This window comes from Pirellulimonas nuda (assembly GCF_007750855.1).
Taxonomy (GTDB): domain Bacteria; phylum Planctomycetota; class Planctomycetia; order Pirellulales; family Lacipirellulaceae; genus Pirellulimonas; species Pirellulimonas nuda.
The window spans coordinates 6,511,014-6,531,336 of sequence record NZ_CP036291.1; the positions used below are offsets into that span (position 1 = coordinate 6,511,014).

19 protein-coding genes are annotated in these 20,323 nt (G+C 66.1%); 7 read left to right on the top strand and 12 right to left on the bottom strand.

Annotated elements, in window-relative coordinates; all coding sequences use genetic code 11:
- Positions 1-11: 11 nt before the first annotated feature.
- The gene (locus Pla175_RS25270; RefSeq protein ID WP_145291855.1) at positions 12-1,430 is read right to left on the bottom strand and encodes a circularly permuted type 2 ATP-grasp protein; all 1,419 of its coding nucleotides are present in this window, start codon (positions 1,428-1,430) and stop codon (positions 12-14) included.
- A gap of 385 nt (positions 1,431-1,815) precedes the next feature.
- Between Pla175_RS25270 and Pla175_RS25275 the strand changes: the two genes are divergently transcribed.
- Positions 1,816-4,344 carry a U32 family peptidase gene (locus tag Pla175_RS25275; protein ID WP_145291856.1) on the top strand — a complete coding sequence of 843 codons (2,529 nt, stop codon included), beginning with the start codon at positions 1,816-1,818 and terminating at the stop codon, positions 4,342-4,344.
- Between the two features lie 28 nt (positions 4,345-4,372).
- Here the strand turns inward: Pla175_RS25275 and Pla175_RS25280 are convergent, their stop codons facing one another.
- On the bottom strand, positions 4,373-4,834 hold the full coding sequence (locus Pla175_RS25280) for a hypothetical protein (protein ID WP_145291857.1): 462 nt from the start codon (positions 4,832-4,834) through the stop codon (positions 4,373-4,375).
- A gap of 120 nt (positions 4,835-4,954) precedes the next feature.
- Positions 4,955-6,559 carry an SDR family NAD(P)-dependent oxidoreductase gene (locus Pla175_RS25285; RefSeq protein WP_145291858.1) on the bottom strand — a complete coding sequence of 535 codons (1,605 nt, stop codon included), beginning with the start codon at positions 6,557-6,559 and terminating at the stop codon, positions 4,955-4,957.
- Positions 6,560-6,708: 149 nt separating this feature from the next.
- On the opposite strand from Pla175_RS25285, the gene Pla175_RS25290 reads away from it, so the two are divergent.
- Positions 6,709-6,990, top strand: a complete 282-nt coding sequence (locus Pla175_RS25290; RefSeq protein WP_197527151.1) for a DUF433 domain-containing protein — start codon at positions 6,709-6,711, stop codon at positions 6,988-6,990.
- A 31-nt stretch (positions 6,991-7,021) separates the two neighbouring features.
- Positions 7,022-7,330 carry a DUF5615 family PIN-like protein gene (locus Pla175_RS25295; protein ID WP_197527536.1) on the top strand — a complete coding sequence of 103 codons (309 nt, stop codon included), beginning with the start codon at positions 7,022-7,024 and terminating at the stop codon, positions 7,328-7,330.
- A gap of 21 nt (positions 7,331-7,351) precedes the next feature.
- Here the strand turns inward: Pla175_RS25295 and Pla175_RS25300 are convergent, their stop codons facing one another.
- From Pla175_RS25300 to Pla175_RS25315, 4 genes are all read right to left on the bottom strand, one after another.
- A complete protein-coding gene (locus tag Pla175_RS25300) occupies positions 7,352-7,549 on the bottom strand; it encodes a hypothetical protein (RefSeq protein ID WP_145291861.1) in 198 nt (65 codons plus the stop codon).
- Between the two features lie 66 nt (positions 7,550-7,615).
- Positions 7,616-9,046: a hypothetical protein gene (locus Pla175_RS25305; protein ID WP_145291862.1), complete on the bottom strand. Its 1,431-nt coding sequence runs from the start codon at positions 9,044-9,046 to the stop codon at positions 7,616-7,618.
- A gap of 242 nt (positions 9,047-9,288) precedes the next feature.
- Positions 9,289-10,236: an ABC transporter ATP-binding protein gene (locus Pla175_RS25310; RefSeq protein WP_145291863.1), complete on the bottom strand. Its 948-nt coding sequence runs from the start codon at positions 10,234-10,236 to the stop codon at positions 9,289-9,291.
- Positions 10,233-10,628, bottom strand: coding sequence for a GntR family transcriptional regulator (locus Pla175_RS25315; RefSeq protein ID WP_145291864.1), 396 nt, complete (start codon positions 10,626-10,628; stop codon positions 10,233-10,235). Before Pla175_RS25315 ends, Pla175_RS25310 begins: the two co-directional genes overlap by 4 nt.
- 680 nt (positions 10,629-11,308) lie before the next feature.
- Between Pla175_RS25315 and Pla175_RS25320 the strand changes: the two genes are divergently transcribed.
- Together Pla175_RS25320 and Pla175_RS25325 are read left to right on the top strand one after the other, a co-directional pair.
- Positions 11,309-12,412: a PA0069 family radical SAM protein gene (locus Pla175_RS25320; protein WP_145291865.1), complete on the top strand. Its 1,104-nt coding sequence runs from the start codon at positions 11,309-11,311 to the stop codon at positions 12,410-12,412.
- A gap of 100 nt (positions 12,413-12,512) precedes the next feature.
- Positions 12,513-13,271: a 3-keto-disaccharide hydrolase gene (locus Pla175_RS25325; protein ID WP_231954071.1), complete on the top strand. Its 759-nt coding sequence runs from the start codon at positions 12,513-12,515 to the stop codon at positions 13,269-13,271.
- Here Pla175_RS25325 and Pla175_RS25330 read toward each other — a convergent pair.
- Entirely contained in the window at positions 13,225-13,731 is a 507-nt protein-coding gene (locus Pla175_RS25330; RefSeq protein WP_145291867.1) for a hypothetical protein, read from the bottom strand. The two genes, Pla175_RS25325 and Pla175_RS25330, sit on opposite strands and share 47 nt — an antisense overlap.
- A 132-nt stretch (positions 13,732-13,863) precedes the next feature.
- Positions 13,864-14,986, bottom strand: a protein-coding gene (gene prfB / locus Pla175_RS25335; RefSeq protein ID WP_391527873.1) for a peptide chain release factor 2 whose coding sequence is annotated in 2 segments (ribosomal slippage) — positions 13,864-14,916 and positions 14,918-14,986 — 1,122 coding nt in all. Because the reading frame shifts where the segments join, the coding sequence is not laid out codon by codon here.
- Between the two features lie 333 nt (positions 14,987-15,319).
- On the opposite strand from prfB, the gene mnmA reads away from it, so the two are divergent.
- A complete protein-coding gene (mnmA, locus tag Pla175_RS25340; protein ID WP_145291868.1) occupies positions 15,320-16,447 on the top strand; it encodes a tRNA 2-thiouridine(34) synthase MnmA in 1,128 nt (375 codons plus the stop codon).
- Positions 16,448-16,460: 13 nt separating this feature from the next.
- Here the strand turns inward: mnmA and Pla175_RS25345 are convergent, their stop codons facing one another.
- Both Pla175_RS25345 and Pla175_RS25350 read right to left on the bottom strand, forming a co-directional pair.
- Positions 16,461-17,399 (bottom strand): DUF481 domain-containing protein, encoded by a 939-nt coding sequence (locus Pla175_RS25345; protein ID WP_145291869.1) that lies wholly within the window; start codon positions 17,397-17,399, stop codon positions 16,461-16,463.
- A 194-nt stretch (positions 17,400-17,593) separates the two neighbouring features.
- Complete coding sequence (locus tag Pla175_RS25350) at positions 17,594-18,835, bottom strand: hypothetical protein (RefSeq protein WP_231954072.1); 1,242 nt, start codon at positions 18,833-18,835, stop codon at positions 17,594-17,596.
- Here Pla175_RS25350 and Pla175_RS26380 point away from each other — a divergent pair.
- Positions 18,822-19,106, top strand: a complete 285-nt coding sequence (locus Pla175_RS26380; protein ID WP_197527542.1) for a hypothetical protein — start codon at positions 18,822-18,824, stop codon at positions 19,104-19,106. The genes Pla175_RS25350 and Pla175_RS26380 overlap by 14 nt on opposite strands.
- A gap of 366 nt (positions 19,107-19,472) precedes the next feature.
- Here the strand turns inward: Pla175_RS26380 and Pla175_RS25355 are convergent, their stop codons facing one another.
- Positions 19,473-20,204, bottom strand: coding sequence for an FKBP-type peptidyl-prolyl cis-trans isomerase (locus Pla175_RS25355; protein WP_231954073.1), 732 nt, complete (start codon positions 20,202-20,204; stop codon positions 19,473-19,475).
- Positions 20,205-20,323 lie beyond the last annotated feature (119 nt).

Here is a 20,323-nt window from a genome sequence, read left to right on the forward strand (position 1 = left end):
CATCTCTCCCGTCAGTCTTGCAGCACCCAGGTGTCCTTGCTGCCGCCCCCCTGCGAGGAGTTGACGATCATCGACCCCTCGACGAGCGCCACACGCGTCAGCCCTCCCGGCAGGATCCGCACCGACGAGCCGTACAGGACGAACGGCCGCAGGTCGACGTGCCGGGGGGCCAGCTTGCCGTCGATGATGGTGGGGACGGTGGACAGCGTCAGCATCGGCTGGGCGATGTAGTTGCGGGGGTCGCTCCGCACCGCGGCGGCGCAGGCGGCCAGCTCTTCTTTGGTGGCCCGCGGGCCGAGGCAGATGCCGTAGCCCCCCGAGGCGTTGGTCGGCTTGACCACCAGCTCCGCCATGTTCTCTAGCACGTGGCTGCACTGAGCGGGGTCGGAGCAGATGAAGGTCGGCACGTTCGGCAGGATGGCGTCTTCCGACAGGTAGTACTGGATGATCTCCGGCACGTACTGGTAGATGGCTTTGTCGTCGGCGATGCCGGCGCCCGGGGCGTTGGCCAGGGTGACCCCGCCGCGGAAGTAGACGTCCATCAGCCCGGGCACCCCCAGCATCGAGTCGGGGCGGAAGCACTCCGGGTCGAGGAAGTCGTCGTCGATCCGACGGTAGATGACGTCGACCCGCTCCAGCCCGTGCGTGGTGCGGACCCACACCCGCCCGTCCTGCACCACCAGGTCGGAATTGAGCACCAGCTCGACCCCCATCTGCTGGGCCAGGAAGGTGTGCTCGAAGTAGGCCGAGTTGTAGATCCCGGGGGTCAGCAGCACCGCCCGGGGGTTGTCTGGCGTGGGGGCGGTTTCGAGCAGGGTTTGCAGCAGGCGCTCCGGGTAGTCCTCGATCGGGGCGATCGCGGTCCCCTGGAACACCTCGGGGAGCACCCGCTTCATCAGCTCGCGGTTCTCCAACACGTACGACACGCCGGACGGGCAGCGGAGGTTGTCCTCAAGCACGTACACAACGCCGTCGTTGTGCCGCACCAGGTCGGTGCCGGTGACGTGGGTCCACACCCCGGCCGGCGGGCGGAAGCCCTCCAGCTTCGGCTGGTAGCTCTCGGACGTCATGACCAGCTCGCGCGGCACGACGCCGTCGTCCAGGATCTTCTGGTCGCCGTACACGTCGTCCAGGAACAGGTTCAGGGCGATGATCCGCTGGGTGAGCCCCTGCTCGATCATCGTCCATTCCGACGCGGCGATAGGCCGGGGGACCACGTCAAAGGGCCACACCTTCTCGGCGCCGTCGCCGTGCCCGTACACGGCAAACGTGATCCCGCGTTCCCTCAGGTCGGTCTCGGCGACGTGCTGGCGTTGCGAGAGCGTCTCGAGCGACAGCGTCCCCAGGCTCCGCGCCAGCGAGGGGTGGCGGGGCTGCTCGAGGCTCTGGCCCAGTTCGTCAAAGGCCGTTTGGTCGCCGTTGGAATGCATGCGGAAGCGACGGCCGAGGGGCCGCCGTGGGTGGGGTAAAGGGGGCGGAGTCTCGTAGTTGGGCCGTTCCGACCGGATGAGGATAGCACGATTGAAGCGGGAAAGCGAAACCACAGCAAGTTTCGCGCCTCAACCCGGGCCGCACTAAGATTCAGCCCTTCCCAGCCAAACCAGCAAAGCTCGCCGCAGGAGGGCGCCCGACGATTGGGCGCCCGTGCGCCCCGACGGCGCAGCCCCACTCCGCCGGCGACGCATTGCGGTATGATGCCCTCCCCCCGATCGACCGATTGCAAACTGCAAATTGACGCGCCAAGCGATCGGCAATTTGCGATTCTCACTTCGCAATTTTTTAATGTGCAATCCGTCAAGAACGGCCCCCCACACCATGCCGCTGCCCCCCGCCAACCCCCGCCCCCCCGAGCTGCTGGCCCCCGCCGGCAACCGCGAATGCATCGAGGCGGCCATCGAGAACGGCGCCGACGCGGTCTACTTCGGCCTGCAAGTAGGCTTCAACGCCCGTGGCCGGGCGACCAATCTGACGCTTGAAGAGCTGCCAGAGGTGATGGACCACCTCCACCTCCGCGGCCTGCGGGGCTACGTGACCGTTAACACGCTGGCGTTCACGGACGAGCTCCCCAGGCTCGAGTCGCACCTCCGCGCGATCGCCGAGGCAGGGGTCGACGCGGCGCTGGTGCAAGACCTGGGGGTGGCCCGGCTGGCCCGCGTGGTCTGCCCCACGCTGGCGCTGCACGCCAGCACGCAGATGACCATGACCTGCGCGGAGATGATCGCCGTCGCCGCGCAGCTCGGGATCGAGCGCGTGGTGCTGGCCCGCGAGCTGTCGCTCAAAGAGATCCGCAAGATCGCCGCCGAGACCACGGTCGAGCTCGAAACGTTTGTCCACGGCGCGTTGTGCGTGGCCTACAGCGGCCAGTGCCTGACCAGCGAGTCGCTGGGCGGGCGCAGCGCCAACCGCGGCGAGTGCGCCCAGGCCTGCCGGCTGGCGTACGAGCTGGAGTGCGACGGTCAGCCGGTCGAGCTGGGGGACGTCAAATACCTGCTGAGCCCGCAAGACCTGGCCGCCTACGAGCTGCTGCCCGACTTGATCGACGCCGGCGTGGCGTCGCTGAAGATCGAGGGCCGGCTCAAAACGCCCGAGTACGTGGCCAACGTCTGCCGCCACTACCGCGCGGCGATCGACAGCGCCGTCGCCGGTCGGCCGCTGAAGTTCAACCCCGCGTCGCGCCGCGAGCTAGAGCTGAGCTTCTCGCGCGGCTTCTCCCCCGGCTGGACCGCCGGCAACGACCACAAGCGGCTGGTCCCCGGGCTGTCGAGCTCCAAACGCGGCGTGCTGATCGGCCGCGTGGTGAAGCTGCGTGACGAGAAGCTCGAAGTCGAGCTCACCCAGCCGCTCCGCCGCGGCGACGGCATCGTGCTAGAAGGAGACCGCGAAGCGGGCGAGGAAGTCGGGGGCTCTGTCTACGAGGTGCTCCGCCGCGGCCGGCCGGTGGACGACGCCGCCTCGGGACGCCTGACCCTGCTGATGGAGCACGGCCTGCTGGCCGACGCCGACGTCTGGCCCGACCAGCTCATCTGGCAGACCTCCGACCCACAGCTCACCAAGCGCCTGCGGGGCTCGTTCGGAGGGAGCAAGCCGTCGCGCACGGTCGACCTAGCCGTGCACGCACGCGTCGTGGTCGGGCGGCCGATCGAGGTCGAGGCGACGTGCAGCGACGGCGTCCGCGTAAGCGTGACGCACGACTACCTGCCCGAGACCGCCCGCAAGCACCCCGCCAGCGAGGCGACGCTCCGCGAGCAGTTCGACCGCCTCGGCGGCAGCGGGTTCCGCCTGGCGAGCTTCACCGCCAAGATCGGCGGCCAGCCGATGACGCCCCTAAGCGTGCTGGGCGCCATCCGCAAGCAGATGCTGGCGCAGCTCGCCGAGGCCCGCCAGCACAAGCCGGCGGCGACGCTCGGCGCGGCAGACGCTGCGCAGCAGATGATCCAATCGGCCGGCGAAGACGCAAGCGGCGGCGGCGACGCCCCCGCCGAGCCCCAACTGAGCGTCCTGTGCCGCTCGCTCGCGCAGCTCCGCGCGGCGCTCGACGCCGGCGCCCGGCACGTCTACGCAGACCTGCACGACCTCCGCGAGTACCGCCCCGCGGTCGCCGCTGCGCACGCCGCCGGCGCACAAATCCATCTGGCCACGCTCCGCATCCACAAGCCGGGCGAGAACGGGTTGTTCCTCAACCTGCAGAAGCACGGCGGCGACGGCTGGCTGGTGCGCAACCTGGCGGCGCTCGACTTTGCCCGCCGCCATGAGATTCCGGCGGTGGCCGACTTCTCGCTGAACGTCACCAACCCGATCACGGCCGCGTGGCTCATCGAGCAGGGCGCCGCCTGGCTGACCGCCAGCTACGACCTGAACCGCGACCAGGTGCTGGAGCTGGCCGCGGCTACGCCGCCGCGTTGGCTGGAGGTGGTGGTCCACCAGCACATGCCGATGTTCCACATGGAGCACTGCGTGTTTTGCGCCGTGCTCTCCCCCGGCAAGAACAAGACCGACTGCGGCCGCCCCTGCGACCGCCACCAGGTAGAGCTAACCGACCGCGTCGGCGTCAAGCACGTGCTGCACGCCGACATCGGCTGCCGCAACACGCTGTACAACGGCGCCCCGCAGAGCGGCGCCGAAGCGGTCGCGCCGCTGATCGGCCTGGGTGTGCGGCGGTTCCGCATCGAGCTGCTGCGCGACGCGCCGCCCGACGAAACCAAACGCCTCGTGGGCCTCTACCAAGACCTGCTCGCCGGGCGCGCGACGGGCGCCGAGGTGTGGCGATCGCTGCGGGCCGCCAACCGGCTGGGCGTGACCCGCGGGCCGCTAGAAGCGGCACGGAACCCGCTGGCGGTGCTGTAGGCCTCAAGGGGCGCCCAGCAGGCTTGAATTATCGAAGATCGGTCTCCGGCCTCCAATCGGAAACAATGCGCTCAACGAGCATCGTATCATTCCAAATGCCCCGAATTGGCAGTTTCCGCTGTTCTGGCTTGAGCTGACCGACCCGCCATTCGGTATGCCCGTCCCAAAGCCACCACGTAGCGACTTTCTTTGTCTTGGGATCGATCACTCCTGCGCGAAACACAGGAAAGCTCTGCAATTCGTCCGGAATCGCGACTTGTCCGACGATGGAAAATACTCGTTGTTTGATCGCTTGTTCCAACGGGAAGAAAACTGAGAATCGAACGCCATCTTCCGCTATTCGCGGTACATCAGAGGGACGCGTGCCATACAGCTTTTCGAAGACGCGGAGAAGGGCTCCGTAGCCTCTCTGATAGTGAGTGCAGAGTGCATAGGCGAGCCCCGACGAAGTAGGGATTTCGAGAACAGCTCCGACGACATCGGATTTCATGCAACCACTTCCTACTCACGGCTTCGGTGCGTTTACCACGTCGAGAATTGTTGTACCTAGCGCGATGGCTCCACTCGTGCGTGACTTTAACCTCCATTTGAGCTACATCGCGACCCGCCCTCACCAATTCGCCACCTGGTAATCCTTCAAAAACTTCCCCCAAACATGCTCCCCCGTGATCTGCCCGTCGAAGTACGGGGCGCAGATGCGGGCCGCGGCGTCGACGATGTCGAGCGGGGGGTGGAAGCCTAGTTCTTGCTGTTTGCGCTGGGCGATCTCGGCCGGGTCTTCGTCGGTGATCCAGCCGGTGTCGACGCTGTTCATGTGGATGCCGTCGCGGGCGTAGTCTTGGGCGCTGGTGCGGGTGAGCATGTTCAGCGCCGCTTTGGCCATGTTGGTGTGCGGGTGCTTGTCCGTCTTGTAGGCGCGGTAGAACACCCCCTCCATCGCGCTGACGTTCACGATGTGCGTGTCGCGCGTCGGGACCCGCGCCATCAACGGCTTGAGCCGGGCGTTGAGGATGAACGGCGCGATGGCGTTCACGAGTTGCACTTCGAGCAGCTCGACCGTCGGCACGTCCGCCAGCCGCAGCCGCCAACTGTTGATGCTGCGGAGGTCGATTTGTTGCTCGTCGTGGTCGTACTGCCCGCTGGGGAACAAATGCTCGCCCCGCTGCTCGTCCCCGGGCGCCAGCGGGATTTGTGATAGCTCTGCGGCGCGCACCACCCCTGCGATGCTCTCCCCCGCCAGCTCACCACCCAGCGCCGCCAGACCCGCACGTGCCGGTTCGTTCTCGCGCATCCCCTGCCTGCGCAGCTCCTCGTCGGACGCCAACAGCGGCCGCGCCTCGGGGGGCAACGACTCGCCGAGCCGGCGTTCTCCTTCCATCAGGTGCGCATAGAAACCCGGCGGCCGGCGGACCGTCTGGCAGGCGTTGTTCAGCAGCAGGTCGAGCCTCGGCAGCGTGGCGGCCAGGTGGTCGGCCAGCGCCTCGACCGCGGGCGTGTGCCGCAGGTCGACGCCGTGCAGCTCCAGCCGGTTGCGCCACCTCTCGCTGTCTGCTTCCGCCAAGAACCGCCTGGCCGCGTCGCGCGGGAAGCGGGTCAGCACCACGGTGTGGGCGCCGGCCCGCAGCAGCTTGAGCGCCGCCTGGTAGCCGATCTTCACCCGCGCGCCGGTCACCACCGCCACGCGGCCCGATAGGTCGGCCGTTTGATTGCGCTTGGTCCAGTTCAGCTGGGCGCACGCGGGGCAGAGCGCGTCGTAGAAGTGGTGCACCCGGTCGTACTCCCCTTTGCAGGTGTAGCACGTACGGGGGACGTCCAGCTTGGGCCAGTCGGCCGTGGGACCGGTCGAATGAGAATGCGAGAGCGCCAGCGGCGGCGTGTCGAATGGCGCCGGGGGCTCGGGCTTCTTTAGCTTGCGGACGCTGTACGGCGCGCTGAACTGGGCGCGGATGCCGGTCTCGGCCAGCCGCTGCTCGTCCGCCTGCCGCTGGGCTTGGAGATTGGCCTGCCGCTCGCGGTGGTACTCCTTGCGCAGCTTCCGCCGGGCGGAGCGGTCGGGCATCGCCACCTGATGCACCACGCGCAGCAGCCGCTGCCGCTCCGATTCTTCTAGTCGGGCCAGCAGGCTGCGGTCGCTAGCGACCTGCTCCAGCAGGTCCGCCACGCGCGCCAGCTCCTCGGCGGTCGGTTCTGACGGTTGGGACGGGGGAGGTTCCATTGAGTCGCTTTTCGGCAGCTATGTTGTGCGGGGCCTCGGTTGGCAGAGGGGGCATTCTACCTGTCGGCGGGCAGTCCAACAGGCTCACGGGAGCCATCGGCTCGCCGATTCTGATTGGGTCGCGTGGCTGGGTGCGCTATACTTGCAGCATGGACTACGACATCAACCAGTTCCTCGAGATGCGTCCCAAGCGCGATGGGCGGATGCGCCCTTTCATCAAGGGGACACGTGTCGAGGCGCTGTCCATCATCAGCGACAGCGAAACTCACAACATGACGCCCGAGGAGATTGCCGAGGGCTACCCGCATGTGTCGCTGGCGGCGATTTATGCCGCCCTTGCGTACTACCACGGCGCCCGGGACGAGGTGCGTCGTATGATCCGCGAGGACGACGCGAGCTTGAAGCAGCAAGTCGGCGCGGCGCAAGGATAGAGCGACCGAGAGCGACCCAGTCCGCTTCCACCTGGATGAATCGGCCGATTTTCGGATCGCCACCGGACTCCGCCGCCGCGAGCGCGACTGCACGACTTCGGCGGACGAGGGATTGCTTTCCGAAAGCGACGAAACACAGTTCGCCTTCTCTGTGCAGCAAGGGAGGGTGTTGATCACCCGCGACCACGATTTTCGCGAGCTTGCCAGCGCCGTCATCGATCACCCGGGCGTAGTCTTCTGCAAACGCCGCTCGCACTTCGGGGCGATCGTCAAAGAACTGGACGGCATGGCTTCGAGCATGAGGGCCAGCGATTTCCGCGGCAAGCTGTTCTATGTGTAGAAGCCGCGGCTCGGCCGGGGGCTAACGGGCGCTGCCGCGTCTCCACAGGCGCCACGCCAAGAAGAAGCAGGCAATTCCCACGATGGCGATGGCGACTCGCAGCGTGAGGTCCGCCGCAGTGAAGGGCACGGCAGCCAAATCAACCAGGGACCAGCCCACACCAAACATCAGCACCGCAGCGACGCGTGGCGGCAGGACCTGGCGTTTGAATAGGCTCATGCCGTCCAAGCTCCGCGTCAGTTTAGCGGGCGGGGTGTCGCTGTCGCGGGTAGCCGATCTTAACAGCTACTTGCCCAGCTCAGCATTCATCCAAGCCCGCGTCGCCCGTCGGTCGAGGTACACGCCGGCGAGCGCCACCGCCACACAGGCGGCCAGGCACGCGGGTAGGCCGTAGTAGTCGTTCAGGGCGAAGCAGCAGGCGGCGACGCCGGCGACGAGGTAGAGCACCATAATCAACTGCAGCATCCGCCACAGAGCGTTTTGCACCAGCGCTAAACGCAGCGCCGCTGCGTGGACCGCTGGCGAGACCGCCACGGTGATCGCCAGTGCGGCAGTGACCTTGGCGGGCGTTAAGTAGGAGGGAAGAAACAACGCCGCGAGCCCGGCGACCAGCAGCAGGCTCCCGACGGCCGAGTAAGCCAAGTCGCGCCAGGCCGTCTGGCTCAGTCCGGAGATGTAGTCGCGGCGGGTGAGGGGCCAGAGGAGCTCTTGCTGCATCCGCGGCCGCCTTTGGGCAAGCAGCATGCACGACTGCACCAAGCCGATCAACCACCCCATCGCGGGCGTGAGCAGGATCACGCCGTTCCGGCGGCTACCCGCGTAATCGAGCACGGCGAGCTGCACGCTGATGATCATCGCGACCATCACTGTGATGAAGACCGCACGCACCGCTGGCGGAACCGGGGTCGATCCGTACGGCAGTAGCCTTAGCCGCGCAACAACCGGCAAACCACCGCCCGGCTGTGCTCCAGTCGGCAAGCGGTTCAGCCACCCATCGATCATCCTGCTGTTCACCCCCCCCGCGGCCAGTTGGCGTGCCATCGCTCGGCGGGCTTCGGACTTCTCAAACCGGCTGCCGCTCGACTGGTCCGACGCCATCAACGCATAGTCTCGGTCCCCTTCGCGCGCCGCGGTGAGCCGGCGGAGCCACAACGCGACGCCGAAAGCCCCCGCCACCAAGATGACCGTGAACAGCGCTTGGTCGTCGCCGCCACGATCGAGCCAGAAGTCACGCGTCGGGCCATAGATCATGCTCACGACCAACCCTGTGTTGGCCATGCCCAGCGCAAACGACATGCTCTGCACGGTCCACAACATTGAGGCCGCGGCCGCGAGCCCATACGCAAGCAGCCCAACCGGCGAAGCCCGCAACGCCAGCGCTGAGACCAGCGGCGTCAGCACGGCACACCCCAGCAGCAAGCCCGCCAGCAGCCCCACATGCGGTGCGGCATACCCCGGGGTGAGCCGGGCGCGGGGATGGACGAACAGCCACTTGCCGTGCTGCGCGGCGACCATGGCGCCGAACATCGCCGGCATAATGACTAAGAAGATCGCCATCTCGCTTGGCGCCCCCTGCGATGTGTTGTTCGTTGCGGCAATGACCATGGCCACACCTACCGGCACGCAAAGCACGGCGATCCCCAGCATCAGAAATCGATGCGTGAGCAGCGTCATCGCGGCCTGCGTGAACCGCGCGGTCATCGAGGTCGTGTGCATGGTCTTTCAGGTTTAGTGTGCAGGAACGACAGGCCCGGAGGGCCGACGGCGTCTAGCCAGGGGCGCGAGCCCCTGGAAAAAAGGCAAACACATTCCGAAAGCCCCGGAGGGGCGACGGCGCGTTGAGGTTAGACTCGCTGTCGCCCCTCCGGGGCTTTGGTTTCCGTCGCTCGAACTTCCAGGGGCTTGCGCCCCTGGCTATATGCTGTCGCCCCTCCGGGGCTGGTTCGTTGCATCGCACGCTACGTGTGCATGTCCACAAAAATCTCTTCAAGGTTCAGGTCGTCCACTTCGACTTCGGCGTCCCAAACGCGGCGTAGCTCTTGGGCGAGCTCCGGCGTGTAGCCGTCTACGGTCACCGCGGCCGCGGGGCCGTCGATGTCGTAACGCACCGCGCCCGGCACGGCGAACGCCTGCGGCAGGGGCTGCTGGGCCGTGATTCGGAGCCGTTTAACGCGTTCCTTCAGCGCGTCCTGCTCGCCCGAGTAGACCAGCTCGCCGTCCCGGAGGATCGCTACTTGGCCTGCGACGCGTTCGAGGTCGCTGGTGATGTGCGTGCTGAACAGCACCGCGCGGCGCGGGTCTTCAATGATCTCTAGCAGCGTGCGGAGGAACTGCCGGCGCGCCGCAGGATCAAGGCTGGCGACAGGCTCGTCTAGCACCAGCAGCTCCGGCTCCGGGCCGAGCGCCAGCACGATCCCTAGCGCCTGGAGCTGGCCGACCGACAGCGGGCCGACGCGTTCCTCCAGCGGCAGCCGCCAACGGTCGCACAGCTCCGCCACCAGCTTGTGGTTCCAACCCGGGTAGAACGCGGCGTGGTAGGCGATCACCTGCCGGACCCGCATCCACGGGTAGCTGGCCACCTCTTGCGGCACGTAGCCGATCCTCGCCTTGGTTTCGGCCGACAGGTCCCACGCGTCGTCGCCGAAGATACGCGCCTGGCCCGCGGTGGGACGCAGCAGCCCGAGCGCGCACTTGATGAGCGTTGACTTACCCGATCCGTTCTGCCCTAGCAGCCCCAGCACCTCGCCCGGCTCGATCCGCAGGTCGACGCCGCACAGCACCTGCTTGTCGCCGAAGCTCTTCGCGAGCTTTGTGGTAATGAACGGACAGTCGGCGGCGCGGCCAGCCGCGGCGCCGCGGGCAACTTCGGGGGTGGCGCCGGAGTTAACGTCTTGGGTGGCGGTCATGGCTGGTACTCCTTGAGGATCGCGTCGATCACGTGACGCAGTTGCTTCTCGGTGAGCCCGAGCTGGGCCGCGCGGTGCAGGGCGGGGGCCAGCAGCTCGCGGAGCTGTAGTTGCCGCTCGGCCGCGGTCCCCGTGCCGGTCGTCGGCAGCACGCGCATCCCCTGGCCGCGGACGCGCTCCACCACCCCCTCGGCCTCGAGCCGCGAGTAGGCCTTGCTGACGGTCATCGGGTTGACGTCGGCCGCTTGGGCCACCTGGCGGACGCTGGGGAGCAGGTCGCCCGCCCTGAGCCGGCCGCCGGCCACCAGGGCGTGCACCTGCTCTACCACCTGCAGGTAGATAGGGGTCCCGGCGCTGGGGCGGATGTCGAACTGGCAGGGCTGGGCGTCCATGTGTATTACTACAGTAGACACTGTGTATTAGTCTGTCAATACACTTCGGGCGGGTGAGGAAAAGTTCTCTCGCAGAGGCGCGGAGGCGCAGAGACGATCGCGGAAACCGCTGTGGCAGCAGGTGTAGAGTAGGTGGTTCTGCCGGCGTAGAAGGGCCTACGATCGAGAGATTCCGATCCGCCGGCAGGTTCAACTACCTTTTGCCCGTTGCGGTCGTGGTGGCTCGTGGGCTGACGGGAAGGGAAAGGTGAACCCGCCGGATCCGTCGGTAGCGCCAACACCGGATCCCTCGCCGGCGGAACCACCTACCTACAAACTTCGCTCTGCGTCTCCGCGCCTCTGCGAGAGCCCCCGGTCCCACCAGAAAATGGCGCAAAATCGTGCTCGCGGCTGGCGCTGCGTTTGGGATAATGCCGGGTTGGCTGCGGCGGGTGCAGGGAGGGACGCGCGGGGTTTTGTCCCTCTGGTGTCCGCTGGGGGCCTTGATAGTCCGCGGCAAGAAACGACGGCGCCCCGAGTTACCCCGCGGCTGGGGGGGCTCCGTCGACGTAAGTTGTTTATCCTCCGACAATGCAGGCGGGTTCCACCACGCGAGGGGGGGTTTTGTCCGAAAATCGCTCCCGGCAGTGACGGACAAAAGGGACAAAACCCCGCGACGGCCTTTGACCCCCATTCCGACCATGACCCAACGCGACGCCCCCAACGCAAACGCCCCGGCCGACGGGGCGCGTCCCCCGGCTCGGGGCCGGGGCGCGCAGGGTCAGCCGGACAACCCGTACCTGCCGCTGCGGGTCGAGCCCTGGCTGGAGGACCTGGAGGATGAAGCCTGCGCCGCGCCCCGCACCACCTACTACGACGACTTGTCGCAGTCGATCGTCTCCGAGAACAACAGCCCGGACATCCCCTTCCGCTACAGCGTGAACCCCTACCGCGGCTGCCAGCACGGCTGCAGCTACTGCTACGCCAGGCCGACGCACGAGTACCTGGGGCTGAGCGCGGGGCTGGACTTTGAGACGAAAGTCTTCGTCAAACGCGACGCGGCGAGGCTGTTCCGCGCGTGGCTGGCGCGGCCCAAGTACGTGCCAGAAGAAGTAGCGATGTCTGGCGTGACCGACTGCTACCAGCCGGTCGAACGGCAATTGCGGATCACGCGCAGCGTGCTGGAGGTGGCGGCAGCGTGCCGGCAGCCGATCGGCATCGTCACCAAGAACGCTTTGGTGACGCGCGACCTCGACCTGCTGTCGGACCTGGCGCGCGACAACGCGGCGGGGGTAGCGGTGTCGATCACCACACTCGATCCCAAGCTGGCGCGCGTGATGGAGCCGCGGACCAGCACCCCCGCGGCGCGGCTGCGGGCGATCCGCGAGCTCACCGCGGGGGGCGTTCCCGTGCGGGTGATGGCGGCGCCGGTGATCCCGGGGCTGAACGACTCGGAGCTGCCGGCGATCCTGCGGGCCGCCGCCGAGGCGGGGGCGACCTCGGCCGGGTACGTGCTGCTGCGGCTGCCGACGACGGTGCGGGAGGTGTTTCTGGAGTGGCTGCGGGCGTTCGAGCCGACGCGTTACGAGCGGGTGGTGTCGCTGGTGCAATCGACCCGCGGCGGGAAGCTGAACTCCAGCGACTTCGCCGACCGCCAGCGGGGCCGCGGCGCGTACGCCCAGCAGATCGGTCAGACGTTTGCGGTGTTCGCCAAGAAGTGTGGCCTGTCGGCCAAGGGTCGGCCGCTGAGCGCGGCGGCGTTCCGTCCCCCCGTGGTCCCTGGCGCCCAGCAGCGTCTGTTTTGAATTCCTGCGAAGGCAGACCGCATTGTTCAATCGGGGGGGCCGTTGTGGTTAGAATATCGGCTCGGTTTAAATGAGCTCGTCGACTCTAGGAACAGACACCATGATCCGTATTGCTGTGCTGCTATCGCTGCTCGCCGCCCCGGCCCTGGCCAAGGAGTACCTCACCGGCAAGCAGTGGCAAGAACCGACGATCATCACCCCCGGCGAAACCTGCGGCGCGGCGCCGTCGGACGCGGTGGTGCTGTTCGGCGGGGAGGACCTGTCTGCCTGGAACGGCGCGGAGCGCTGGAGCGTGAAGGACGGCGACATGGTGGTGGGGAAGGGGAAGATCTACACCAAGCAGGAGTTCGGCGACTGCCAGTTGCACATCGAGTGGTCGGCCCCCACCCCTCCGAAAGGAAAAAGCCAGGGGCGCGGCAACAGCGGCGTGTTCTTCGTCTCGCCCCCGGGCAAGAACGGATTCGAGATGCAGGTGCTGGACTCGTACGACAACAAGACCTACTTCGACGGCCAGGCGGCCAGCATCTACAAGCAGACCCCGCCGATGGCCAACGCGATGCGTCCGCCGGGGGAGTGGAACGTGTACGACATCGCCTGGACGGCGCCCACGTTTGACGACGCGGGCAAGCTGAAGAGCCCGGCGGCGATCACCGCGCTGCACAACGGCGTGCTGGTGCTGAACCACTTCGAGCTGCTGGGGGACACCCCGTTCGACCGCCCGCCGACCTACGAGGGCTACACGTCGCGCGGCCCCATCGGCCTGCAAGACCACGGCAACCCGATCCGCTTCCGCAACATCTGGGTGCGCGAGATCAAGGCGCCGGTGGGCGAGCAGGTGCGCGAGCCGTGGTTGCGGTAGTGCAGCGGTAGCGGAAGCGGACGGTGCAGGGGGGTGTGACTTGGGTGCGCGAGGCTTCGAGCGCAACGATCAGGATGCACGCGCCATCGGCGCTGCCCTCAACACGAGGCGCCAACGCTCCCGACTCGGCGGGCTCGAAAGCTAGACCCGTCCCCACATACATCGCCGCGATCCCGCCGTAACGCATCGCCTTGACCCGGCACGCAACGTCAAACAGAAACCCGTCTGGCAGAGGCTCGATGCTGGCCGACCAGTGGCAGTCCCTGTCTGCCCCCGACAGGAACAACAAGTCTCCCTGCTGATGAACCTCGGTGAAGACAGGCGAATGGAGGCACTTAATGAGTTCGGACTCGCGGCGTGCATCGCCCGCGGCAAGAAGTTGTTGGTAGCGGTCGTCGCGCCACGCAAGCGTAAGCTCTACGTGCCCGGACTGGACGACAAAGGTTGGGTGAGCGCTCATTAGCAGTCATTATCCAGCACGCGTGCGGCAACCTTGCGAGCCGGGGCGTCCCCGCCCCCGGCGCCACGCGATGGATAATCTACCCTGGCGCGCCGGGGGCGGGGACGCCCCGGCTCGCACGTTGCCGATGGTTTAGTCCTCGCCGTCGTCGTCCGCGATGGGTTGCCCCGCGCGCCAGCGGAGCGTGGCCTCCAAGAACCCCTGGATATCGCCGTCGAGGACCGCATGAAAGTTGCCCATCTGGAACTTGGTGCGGGCGTCTTTCACGCGTTGGTCGGGGTGCAGGAAGTAGTTGCGTATCTGGCTGCCGAAGCCGCTCTTGGCCTGGTTCTGGTACTTGGCGGCGTCCTCGGCCTCGCGTTTCTCTTCCTCGAAGCGGGCCATCCGGCTGCGGAGCATCTTCCAGGCGGTGGCGCGGTTCTTGTGCTGGGAGCGTTCGCTCTGGCACTGCGCGACGATGCCGGTAGGGATGTGTGTGAGCCGGACCGCGGAGTCGGTCTTGTTGACGTGCTGCCCGCCGGCGCCGCTGGCGCGGTAGGTGTCCGTGCGTACGTCGGCCTCGTTGATCTCAACGTCGACGCTCTCGCTGATCTCCGGCGAGACGTCGACCGCGGCGAAGCTGGTCTGGCGTTTGCCCTCGGAGTTGAACGGGCTGATCCGCACCAGGCGGTGGATGCCGCTCTCCCCTCGCAGGTAGCCGTAGGCCATCGGGCCGCGCACGGCGATGGTGGCGGTGTTGATGCCCGCCTCTTCGTTGTCCTGGCGGTCGATCAGCTCCGAGGAGTAGCCGGCGTGCTGCGCCCACTGCAGGTACATGCGCATCAGCATCTCGGCCCAGTCGTTGGCGTCGGTGCCGCCGTCGCGGGCGTTGAGCGTGATGATGGCGCCCGCGGCGTCGTGCTTGCCGCTCAAGAGCGCGGAGAGCTTGAGCGCCTCGATCAGCCCCTCGAGCCGTTCCACCTCGGAGCGGACCTCGCCGGCGAACGAGTCGTCCTCTTCCGCCATCTCGAGCATCGCGGCCAGATCGCCGGCGCCCGTGAGCGCTTTGTCGAGCGGATCGACCACGGCGCCCAGGCCCTTGAGCTCACCGATCACCTCTTGGGCGTGCTCTTGATCATTCCAGAAGCCCGGGTCGCCCTGCTCCTTCTCGATCTCCCCGATCCGCTGCTTTTTACTGGCGTAGTCAAAGAGAGTCTCGGAGCTGCTCCAGCGCGTGCCGGATCGCCTCGCTGCGGTCGTACCACTCTTTGTCCATGACGTGCGCCTGTAGGTGTGGGGGAAGCATGGAAGTATACGAATCACTCGACGCTTAAGGAACCGCCAAGACGCCACGACGGACGGATAAACCGCCAAGGACGCCAAGAGCGCGAAGAACAGAAGAAAGAATGAGTTCGGCCGTGAGACTGTCGGGACGATTTGCAAACCTTGCGGATTTCATCTTGATGCTGCCCATCCAGTCGATCCGGTCCGATTCTATCGTCCTTCTTGGCGTTTCTTGGCGGTCTTGGCGGTTTCAACGTCCGTCAGTCCCGTCGTGGCGTGCTTGGCGCTCGTGGCGTCTTTGCGGTTTCGTCCGTAAACTGGATAGATGGCGCGTGTCGTTTTGGCTATGTCTGGCGGGGTTGACTCCAGCGTTGCTGCCCACCTGCTGCTGGAGCAGGGGCACGACGTGGTGGGGGTGTTCATGCGCCACGGCGAGAAGTCGCCCGCGGCGTGCGACCTGGAGCCAGCATCGGCGAAGACGCTCCTGCCGATCATCGGTCAGGGGGGGGCGGGGAGGCTCGACCACAAGCAGGGCTGCTGCACCGCCAGCGACGCAGAAGACGCCCGCCGGGTGGCCGACCGGCTCGCGATCCCGTTCTACGCGATCGACCTGCAGGCCGAGTTCGGGCGGATCATCGACTACTTCGCGGACGAGTACGCCCGCGGCCGAACCCCCAACCCGTGCGTCCAGTGCAACAACTGGATCAAGTTCGGCAAGCTGTTTGACTACGCAGACGCGGTTGGGGCCCAGTACGTGGCGACCGGGCACTACGCCCGTTTGCGCGCTGGCGAAGATGGAGCCGAACTGCTGCGCGGCGTCGATGCCGGCAAGGACCAGTCGTATGTGCTGTTCGGCATCGACCGCGGACTGCTGCCACGGATGCTGCTGCCCGTGGGTGGGTTCGAGAAGCCCGCGATCCGCCGGATGGCCGCGGCGGTGGGCCTGAATGTCGCGACGAAGAAGGACAGCCAAGAGATCTGCTTTGTCACCAGCGGCCGGTACGATGCGCTGGTCAAGCACCGCCGGCCCGAGGGCGCCGAAGCGGGCGAGCTAGTATCGACTTCAGGCGAGGTGCTCGGCCGGCACGCGGGGGTCGCTGGGTTTACCGTGGGGCAACGCAAGGGGCTCGGCGTGGCGCTGGGCGAGCGGCAGTTTGTCGTGCGGATCGAGCCCCAGTCGAACCGCGTCGTGCTGGGGAGCCGCGACGAGCTGATGCGCAGCGAGCTGACGGCGGCCCGCTGCAACTGGCTGGTGGATACGCCGATCGGCGAGCCGCTGAAGGGCTTGGCCCAGATCCGGTACAACGCGCCGCCCGCCGGCGCCGTAGTGACCCGCCTCGAAGGCGACCGTCTGCAAGCGGTGTTCGACCAGCCGCAGTTTGGCGTCGCGCCGGGTCAAGCCGTGGTCTGCTACGGAGGCGACCGCGTGCTGGGGGGAGGATGGATCGAGTGACGGACAATCGGCCCTATAGCCGCCAGATCATCAGCGCCGAGTAGTTGGTGTTGTGCGGCTTGGCGCCGTCCGGTTCGCTGTCGTACCGGTCGTTGGCGGAGAGCTTGAGGCTCACTCTTGAGGGCACCGAGAGCTGAACCTCGAATCCAAGGTCGGTGAGCATACGGTACCGGCCAAAGTCTTCCCACTCCGGGAAGTAGTCGATCTTGCCGTAGAATTTCTGGGTGTCGGAAATCTTCTGCTGAAAGTCGAGGCCCGCCTGCGCTTCGGGCACCCACGCGTCTTTCTTGCCGCCGAACTCACGCGAGGCGCCGTTACCGATCCGGCACGCGAGCTTGAAGAAATCCTCGTCGATGAACTGGTAGCCGATACCGGAGTTGACGTTCACGTTCAGGTCGTACGTCTGAAACTCGTCGTGGAAGACCTGGGAAAGGATGTAGATGGACCAGGGCGACTTGGCGAACAGCCAGTCGTGGCGGGCGTCGAGCAGGGCGTTGTTCTGCGTCTCGATCCCGTTTGATTGGGTCTGGTTGTGGTACAGGCTGATGTCGAGTTTGTGGCGCTCGGTCTTCCGTTTGACATAGCCGCCTACCCGCATGCTGAGCGTGTCGCTTGTGCCACTCGAACCGTTCAGGCCCAGCTCAACGGCGGTGTCCCACGGCGTCGGTCCGAACCAATAAGCAACGTTGTACCACTGGGGCTGAGGCTCGGCCTCGGGCTCGAGCTCTTCTTTGAGGACCGCTTCTTCGGCAGCTACCTCAGATTCTGGCGGGGGCGCCTCGATCGGCTCGATGTACGCACCGAGGGCGACCGGGTCGCTGAATTCCACCCCGGTGGATGGGTACGGGGGCGGGGGCAGCTCCGGGTCCGGCTGTTGGGCCATCAGCGGGAGGCGACAACTCAACAACGCCACCAGTGCGATGTGCGAGACGAGATGTTGGCGCCAGGGCATAAGTACGGCCGACAGGGATGAAGTGTGGAGGGGCGCAGCGTCCCCTCGCGCCCATGGCTTGTAGCAAACGTCCCGACAATCCGCCAACACCGCAATGGACCCCGCTAGCACCAAACGGCACGGCGCAAAAAAATCGGGCCGGGCTCCCGAAAGAGCCCGGCCCGTCGTAGTTCAGCGTTCTAGAAGCCTAAGCCTCAGTTGCAGCCGCACGGCGCCGGGGCGCTGGAACCGCAACCACCACAACCCGAGGTGCTGGCGCCACAGCCGCCAACGGCGACTTCCACCTGGCTGGCGACCATCTTGCAGACCTGGACCGGGACTTCCTTGGTCACCGTGTGCGGGACGCAGACGGTGTACGTTTGGGTCTTGGTCTCAGGAACGCAGTCGTAGCTGGTGACGGTGTAGGTGCGAGTCTTCTCCTCGGGGACCATCACGCAGTAGTTGACTTCCTTGCTCATCTTCTCCGGCACGCAAGTCATGACGGTGTACTCGCGGGTGCGGGTCTCCGGCTTGCACTTGGTGACGTTCACGGTGCGGGTCTCGGTGGTCGGCACGCACTTGGTGACCGTGTAGGTGCGGGTCCGGGTCTCGGGCACGCACTTGGTGACCGTGTAGGTGCGGGTCTTGGTCTCGGGGACCATCTTGCACACCTTGAACGTACGGGTCCGCTCTTCGGTGGTCATCTTGCAGACCTTCACGGTGCGGGTCCGCTCTTCCGTGCTGCACTTGGTGACCGAGTAGGTGTAGGGCACCTCTTCGGTAACGCACTGGTAGGTCGTGCAAGGAACTTCCTTGGTCTCACAACCGCCAACCCAAACGCGCTGGCAAACGGTCTTGGTGCAACCGCCGCAGTCACCACAACCACCGCAGCCGCCGCAACCGCCGGCCGCCGAACCACAGCCGCCGCCGGCAGCAACCTCAACCATCTGGGTTTCCCAGTGGCCGCTGTTGACGGTGACCGTCTTCATGGTGGTGACGGGGACGCGCTTCGTCACGGTCCGGGTCGCCTCAACCTGCTCGGTGTGGGGGACCTGCACGGTGTAGGTCTGCTCTTGATCCTCGTAGACGGGGACGCTGACCGTGTAGGTCTCGGTCTTGTCCTCGTACGTCGGGGTCATCACGGTGTACTCTTGCGTCTTCTCTTCGGTGGTCGGGACCATCACGGTGTAGTCGGAGGTCTTCTCTTCGGAGACCTGCTTCATCACGGTGTAGTTCTGCTCAACCGCCTCGGTGTAGGGCACCATCACGGTGTACTCTTGCGTGCGGGTCTCGGGGACCTGCTTCATCACCGTGTACTCGACCGTCTTGGTCTGCGTGGTCGGGACCATAACCGTGTAGGTCGAGGTCTTCTCTTCCGTGCGCGGGACGCGCTTCATCACCGTGTACTCACGCTCACGCGTCTCGTTCGTGTACTCCGTGCTGGTGACCGTACGCATTTCGGTCACGTACGTCGGCGTCATTACCGTCTTCATCACCGTGGTTGCGCCACAGTCGCTCGTGGCGGAGCCACAACCACCGCCGCAATCGCTGGCGGCCGAGCCGCACCCGCAATCGCTGGTGGCGGCGCCACAGCCACAATCGCTGGTCGCTTGTGCACAACAGGGCTCGCTACAACCCCCGCCGCACGGCGAGCCGCAGCCCCCGCACGCCCAGGCGTTGCCGGCCGTTACCGCCAGCACACACGCTGACAGCAGTCCAAATACCTGACGCATCACGATGTCCTCCATCGAAGAAAAAAAGAGAGAAAGGAAGTTCACTTTAAGCAAGATGGGCACCCCTGGCATTCAGAGAAGCCTGTACCGGTCGCGCTATTCGGGATGAGTTTAGCCCCGCTGCGGGTAACGTCAAGTGTCCGTAGTTTCCCCGCGTACAAATGCGGACAGTCGCAGTAAAACTAGCGAGGCGTGGCTCAACCGAGGCAGGATAGACTACCCATCCAGCCCAGGCCAGCAAATTGCGGCCACAAACAGGGAAATCTCCCGATCTTTCCGGGGTCTGCACCGGACAGGCCGCGTAGTTCGTTTCACGGGTACTTGAGGCGTGCTCACGCGGAAAACTTAGGTCATCCCCGGATCAGCGGACGACCCGGAGCAGTTCAATCCGGAAGATTAGCACCTGGTTCGGCCCGATCGGACCGCCCGGCGTCCCTTCCGCCCCGTAGGCAATCTTGCTGGGGAGCACGACTTCCCACTCGGCTCCGGCTTTCATCTTTTGCAGCGCTTCGGTCCATCCTGGGATCACGCGGCCCACAGGGAACTGGGCCGGCTCGCCCCGCTCGAAGGAGCTGTCGAAAACGGTTCCATCGATCAGCTTTCCTTCGTAGTGGCATTCAACGACGCTGCTGGCCGTAGGTGAAGCGCCCGTCCCGGGCTTAATCACGCGGTACATCAACCCGCTGGGCGTGGTCTGCACCCCCTCTTGCTTGGCGAACGCCGCCAGGAACGCGGCTCCTTCTTTCTCGTTGCTTCCCGCGGCTTCGGCCATCTGCTGGCGGGCCTGACGCTCAAACAGCTGCGAAAGGGCCATCATGCACTGCTGCATACGCTCCTGCGTCATCTGCGGCTTGCCGTTCTCTTGGAGTCCGTCCGTGACGCCGGCCAACAGGGCCTGCTGGTCTAGCTGCACCGGCGTGCTGCGAACTTCGGTCGCGAAGTTTAGCCCCAGGGCGTAGCTCATCTCCTTGGCGCTAACCGGGGCGACTGCTTCGGCAGCGGGTTGGGCCGGCAGGTCGTCCTGCCCCAGGGTTGGTTGGACAGCGAGCAGCGTCAGCGCTAGGGCGCACATCGTTCGGGATTGGCAAAGCATGTGGGGCTCCATGGAATTGGCGGGGGAGGGGAGTTTGATTCGTACAGCGGGGGGCGCCAATCGATTCCAACGCCCGCTGCGGCGCGGTATTGTAATAGTGATCCCCCGCAGATGCGATA

Excerpts from the sequence above, each read along its gene's own strand:
- Pla175_RS25270 (WP_145291855.1), bottom strand. The coding sequence starts at position 1,430 with ATGCATTCCAACGGCGACCAAACGGCCTTTGACGAACTGGGCCAGAGC.
- Pla175_RS25275 (WP_145291856.1), top strand. The coding sequence starts at position 1,816 with ATGCCGCTGCCCCCCGCCAACCCCCGCCCCCCCGAGCTGCTGGCCCCC.
- Pla175_RS25280 (WP_145291857.1), bottom strand. The coding sequence starts at position 4,834 with ATGAAATCCGATGTCGTCGGAGCTGTTCTCGAAATCCCTACTTCGTCG.
- Pla175_RS25285 (WP_145291858.1), bottom strand. The coding sequence starts at position 6,559 with ATGGAACCTCCCCCGTCCCAACCGTCAGAACCGACCGCCGAGGAGCTG.
- Pla175_RS25290 (WP_197527151.1), top strand. The coding sequence starts at position 6,709 with ATGGACTACGACATCAACCAGTTCCTCGAGATGCGTCCCAAGCGCGAT.
- Pla175_RS25300 (WP_145291861.1), bottom strand. The coding sequence starts at position 7,549 with ATGAGCCTATTCAAACGCCAGGTCCTGCCGCCACGCGTCGCTGCGGTG.
- Pla175_RS25305 (WP_145291862.1), bottom strand. The coding sequence starts at position 9,046 with ATGCACACGACCTCGATGACCGCGCGGTTCACGCAGGCCGCGATGACG.
- Pla175_RS25310 (WP_145291863.1), bottom strand. The coding sequence starts at position 10,236 with ATGACCGCCACCCAAGACGTTAACTCCGGCGCCACCCCCGAAGTTGCC.
- Pla175_RS25315 (WP_145291864.1), bottom strand. The coding sequence starts at position 10,628 with ATGGACGCCCAGCCCTGCCAGTTCGACATCCGCCCCAGCGCCGGGACC.
- Pla175_RS25320 (WP_145291865.1), top strand. The coding sequence starts at position 11,309 with ATGACCCAACGCGACGCCCCCAACGCAAACGCCCCGGCCGACGGGGCG.
- Pla175_RS25325 (WP_231954071.1), top strand. The coding sequence starts at position 12,513 with ATGATCCGTATTGCTGTGCTGCTATCGCTGCTCGCCGCCCCGGCCCTG.
- Pla175_RS25330 (WP_145291867.1), bottom strand. The coding sequence starts at position 13,731 with ATGAGCGCTCACCCAACCTTTGTCGTCCAGTCCGGGCACGTAGAGCTT.
- mnmA (WP_145291868.1), top strand. The coding sequence starts at position 15,320 with ATGGCGCGTGTCGTTTTGGCTATGTCTGGCGGGGTTGACTCCAGCGTT.
- Pla175_RS25345 (WP_145291869.1), bottom strand. The coding sequence starts at position 17,399 with ATGCCCTGGCGCCAACATCTCGTCTCGCACATCGCACTGGTGGCGTTG.
- Pla175_RS25350 (WP_231954072.1), bottom strand. The coding sequence starts at position 18,835 with ATGCGTACGGTCACCAGCACGGAGTACACGAACGAGACGCGTGAGCGT.
- Pla175_RS25355 (WP_231954073.1), bottom strand. The coding sequence starts at position 20,204 with ATGCTTTGCCAATCCCGAACGATGTGCGCCCTAGCGCTGACGCTGCTC.